The organism is Flavobacterium sp. (genome assembly GCF_044368995.1).
In the GTDB taxonomy this organism is placed as follows: Bacteria; Bacteroidota; Bacteroidia; order Flavobacteriales; family Flavobacteriaceae; genus Flavobacterium.
The window spans coordinates 1-4,554 of sequence record NZ_JBIPMS010000130.1; the positions used below are offsets into that span (position 1 = coordinate 1).

The 4,554-nt window shown below is 30.7% G+C and carries 4 protein-coding genes and 1 pseudogene; 2 read left to right on the forward strand and 3 right to left on the reverse strand.

The window, feature by feature from the left end; genetic code table 11:
• A partial coding sequence (gene ribF, locus ACIQ2I_RS08115; protein WP_396181919.1) for a riboflavin biosynthesis protein RibF occupies window positions 1–818 on the forward strand: 818 nt, incomplete at its 5' end.
• A gap of 145 nt (window positions 819–963) precedes the next feature.
• Complete coding sequence (bioB, locus tag ACIQ2I_RS08120; protein WP_396181920.1) at window positions 964–2,046, forward strand: biotin synthase BioB; 1,083 nt, start codon at window positions 964–966, stop codon at window positions 2,044–2,046.
• A 136-nt stretch (window positions 2,047–2,182) separates the two neighbouring features.
• Here bioB and ACIQ2I_RS08125 read toward each other — a convergent pair whose 3' ends face one another.
• The 3 genes and pseudogenes from ACIQ2I_RS08125 to ACIQ2I_RS08135 all read right to left on the reverse strand — a co-directional run.
• Window positions 2,183–3,184 carry a glycosyltransferase family protein gene (locus ACIQ2I_RS08125; protein ID WP_396181921.1) on the reverse strand — a complete coding sequence of 334 codons (1,002 nt, stop codon included), beginning with the start codon at window positions 3,182–3,184 and terminating at the stop codon, window positions 2,183–2,185.
• 6 nt (window positions 3,185–3,190) lie between these two features.
• Entirely contained in the window at window positions 3,191–4,018 is an 828-nt protein-coding gene (locus ACIQ2I_RS08130) for a UDP-2,3-diacylglucosamine diphosphatase (protein ID WP_396181922.1), read from the reverse strand.
• A gap of 138 nt (window positions 4,019–4,156) precedes the next feature.
• Window positions 4,157–4,554, reverse strand: a pseudogene (locus ACIQ2I_RS08135) (aspartate kinase); the annotation flags it as partial.

A 4,554-nucleotide genomic window follows, 5' to 3' on the forward strand; every position in this document is an offset into this window, starting at 1 on the left:
TTTGTAACATAGCCAAACAAGAAAAGCTTGAAAGCGTATTACTAACATTTTTTCCACATCCCCGATTAATCGTTTCTAACGATTCGGAAATAAAAATGTTAAATACAATGCCTGAAAAAGCAATTCTATTAGAACAAAAAGGCGTTCAAAACTTTATAATTCACCCATTTGATAAATTATTTTCTGAATTATCACCAAGAGAATTTGTGGAACAAATTTTAATAAAACAACTTAATATTCAGAAAATTATTATTGGATATGATCATAAGTTTGGAAAAAACAGAGCGGCAGGTATTAAGGATTTGATCGCTTTTGGTAAAGAATTTGATTTTGAAGTAGAAGAAATTCCTGCAAAACAAGTCGAGGAAGTTTCTGTAAGTTCTACAAAAATTAGAAATTCACTTTTAGAAGGAAAAATCTCTTTAGCAAATGAATACCTAGGTTACGCCTATATGTTATCTGGAAAGGTTGTAAAAGGTAATCAATTGGGAAGAACGATCGGTTTTCCAACCGCAAATATTCAAATATCAGAAAACTACAAATTAATCCCAAAAAATGGTGTCTATATAGTAAGTGCAATTATGAAAAACCAAACTGTTTTTGGTATGATGAATATAGGTATAAAACCAACTTTGAGTGATAATATTCCGACAATTGAAGTGCATTTATTTGATTTCTCAGAAGATATTTATGGTCAAAAAGTGCAAGTAAATGTTATTGAGCGACTTAGAGAGGAACAAAAATTCGAATCATTAGAAGCGCTTAAATCGCAATTAGAAATTGATAAAAAAAACACCATTCAATATTTTCAAAATTGAAAATTGGAAATCGTAAATAGTAAATTTTCTGGATCTTTTGCTTTTTTAAAACCACTTCTTCCTTATCTAAATTAATAAAAACTTAGCACATAAATTTTTTCTTCAAATGTAAATTAGTACTTTTGAAGTATTAATTTATGATTTTATGAGTGTTACCAAACATAATTGGACGAAAGAAGAAATAATTGCTATTTACAATAAACCATTAATGGATTTGTTGTTTGATGCCGCTTCAATTCACAGAGAACATCATGATCCTAATACGGTTCAAGTTTCCACACTTTTATCTATAAAAACAGGTGGTTGCCCTGAAGATTGTGGATATTGTCCGCAAGCTGCCAGATATCATACAGATATTGAAGGAAATGATTTAATGTCTGTTTCTCAAGTGAAAGCACAAGCGTTACGAGCTAAATCATCAGGTTCTTCTCGTGTTTGTATGGGTGCAGCTTGGCGAAACGTTAAAGATGGTCCAGAATTTGATCAAGTTTTAGAAATGGTTCGTACCATTAACAAATTAGATATGGAAGTGTGTTGTACTTTAGGTATGATTACCGAAAATCAAGCACATCGTTTGGCAGAAGCAGGTTTGTATGCTTACAATCACAATTTAGATTCCTCAGAAGAATATTATAAAGAAGTAATTTCAACTCGTGGCTTTGGAGACCGACTTGAAACTATTGAAAACGTTCGAAAAACAAACGTAACAGTTTGTAGCGGAGGAATTATTGGAATGGGCGAAAGTATCGCAGATAGAGCAGGAATGTTAGTAGCGCTTTCTACCCTTAATCCACAACCAGAATCGGTGCCTATTAATGCTTTAGTTGCTGTTGAAGGCACACCTTTAGAAGATGAAAAACCAGTTGAAATATGGGAAATGATTCGTATGGTAGCCACAACAAGAATTGTCATGCCTGAAACGCAAGTGAGATTATCTGCAGGAAGAACAAATATGAGTAGAGAAGGGCAAGCCATGTGTTTCTTTGCAGGGGCCAATTCTATTTTTGCGGGTGATAAATTACTTACTACACCAAATCCGGATGTGAATGAAGATATGAAAATGTTTGAAATGCTTGGATTAAATCCACAAAAACCTTTCATTAAAAAAATGCAACCAGAAACAGTAGAAGCTGAAAATTCAAAATTTGAAGCCTTGGGCGAAAAACCAAAATGGAGCCGACCGGAACATAAAATAGAGAGAAATTTAGAAGCTTCAGGAAAAAAGTAAGAGTTGTTTTCCATAGAAATATAAAATCCCATATCAGAAAAGATATGGGATTTTTTAGTTATAAAAAGGAAAAGAGCGACTATTTACCAACCAAATAAAATGAGAAAAAACTACTTTCTGTCACCCTTTGTCCAATTTATATAAATAATAATTCGTTATTAGTTTCTGTATTTTCCAAAATAACGTCTTCAATTATGTCTGCTATATTGCTAGTATAATTTACAGGAATAATTCTACTTGATAATACCCACATTTCAATTAAATTAAAATCAAGATTTTTAGATGTTAAAACGCCCATTTTTTTCAATGCAAAGGCATTACATTCCTGTTCAATTTGTTTTTTGATAGGGATAACAAATAATTTCTTTTTCAAGAATAACGTTTCTGCTGGTAATTCAAATCCAGCATTACATAAAACGCCTGCACTATTTGCTATTGATTTTAAAAATTCGTTTTCATCAATTGGAAATACGGTACAATTATTTGCTGTGTAGGATGAAGTGGCAGCTTTTGAAAATATAATCCAATTGGCAGTGGTTTTTTTCAACTCTTTAATTATTTTTAAATCTGAAAACGACGGCAAATACACAACATAATGTCCTGCATTTGAAGTTTTTAAGTCGCTTATTTTTTTTCTGATAACCGGTTTAAAAATTTGTTCATTATATTCTTCAAAGTGAAAACCATATTTTTTAACAACAGGTGCGTAGTTTTTAAAAATTTGCCAACTCAACCATTTAATTTTTTTAGGTTTTGGTGTTTCATTAAAAAATAAAGATGATTGATGTGATAATGCCACAATATTTCCTCCTTTAAATTTACAGGCCCAAGCTGATATTGGTTCGTAATCGTTAATAATTAAATCGTATTTATGTACGTTTAATTTTATAACTTGAAAGATAAATTTGGCGTAATTATTTTTAAATAACGTTTTCAAAAATGAAACACTTCCGTTGCTTCCATAAAATAATGAAATACCTTTAAAATCTAGAGCTACAGGAAAACCTAACTCAATTTGCGACTGACTACCACTAGTTAAAACGGTAACATCGCCATATTTTTCTAATATTGGAATAATTTCTTGAGCTCTAGCCAAATGACCATTTCCAGTTTTTTGCACGGCATATAATATTTTCATATTCTTTTAGTTAAATGAAACCACTTCTTTTATTAATTCATCAATATTTTTCAAAACCATCTCTTGGTGTTCCGACTCTAATTCTTCCTTAAAATCATTTTTGTCATAAGTGTATATTTCCCATTTTTTGTTGTGATATTCTAACGCGGTTAGGTTTTCAATCCAGTCGCCACTGTTTAAATACACACAATTCCCGTTTTTGCTCTCTACTTTTCTGATTTGAGGATGATGAATGTGTCCACAAACAACATAGTCAAATTCATTTTCTATTGCTAATTCTGTAGCAGCATTTTCAAAATCGCCAATAAATTTTAATGCTTTTTTTACGTTGTTTTTTATTTTTTTGGAAAACGAGTATTTCTCTTTCCCTAGTCGCGTCAAAATCCAATTAGATATAACGTTTAAACGAATTAAAAAATCATATCCAATTCCACCCAATTTAGCAATCCATTTTGAATGTTGTACGGAAGCATCAAATACATCGCCATGGAAAAACCAGGCTTTTTTACCATCAAGGGTCATTATTTTTTTATTGGTCAATTCAATATTTCCAAAAGAAGTGTCGGCAAATCGGCGTAAAAATTCATCATGATTTCCTAAAATATAAACTACTTCGGTCCCTTTTGAAGCCAAATCAATAATTTTTTTAATAACTTTTAAATGGTATTTTGGAAAATAACTTTTGCTAAATTGCCAAATATCAATAAAATCACCATTAATAATTAATGTTTTTGGAGCAACAGATTTTAAATAGGTAAAAAGTTCTTTTGCTTGACAGCCGTATGTGCCCAGGTGGGTATCGGAAATTACTACAACATCAACTATTCTTGCCATAATACGTCTTTGTATTGATTTAGCAAAGTAACAGATTGTTTGTTAAGGGAATGATAGCAGAAAATTAAGAAATCGGTATCAAAAAAATAACCTCAAAGTTTAAAGAATTAAAGTATTTTTACAAACTTTGGTTGCTTTTTACAGCGTTACAATTTGTAATGTTTCGCGGCTAATTTGTTTTAATAAAACGGTTTTGTCTTTTTCAATCACTTCTGCCGAAACAGCATCAAAATGGCGAATGGTGTACAATGAAACATTCTCATTGTAAGAAACTTTGAATTTTTTTGATAAAATGGTTTTCAAATCTTTAAAATTATCAAATGTGTCTTCAATACAAACGGAAAAACTAATAGCCGTATTTTGAATTAAACTCACTTTAATTTTATGCTTATGAAATAAAGCGAAAATTTCACTAATATTTTCTTCCATAATAAATGAAAAATCTATCGAGGAAAGTGAAACTAGAATTTGATTTTTCTTCACAATAAAACAAGATGTTTTAGGCTCTAAATCTAAACCAGTACCCACTTTTGTTC

Coding starts and splice junctions, on each gene's coding strand:
- bioB (WP_396181920.1), top strand. CDS start 964: ATGAGTGTTACCAAACATAATTGGACGAAAGAAGAAATAATTGCTATT.
- ACIQ2I_RS08125 (WP_396181921.1), bottom strand. CDS start 3,184: ATGAAAATATTATATGCCGTGCAAAAAACTGGAAATGGTCATTTGGCT.
- ACIQ2I_RS08130 (WP_396181922.1), bottom strand. CDS start 4,018: ATGGCAAGAATAGTTGATGTTGTAGTAATTTCCGATACCCACCTGGGC.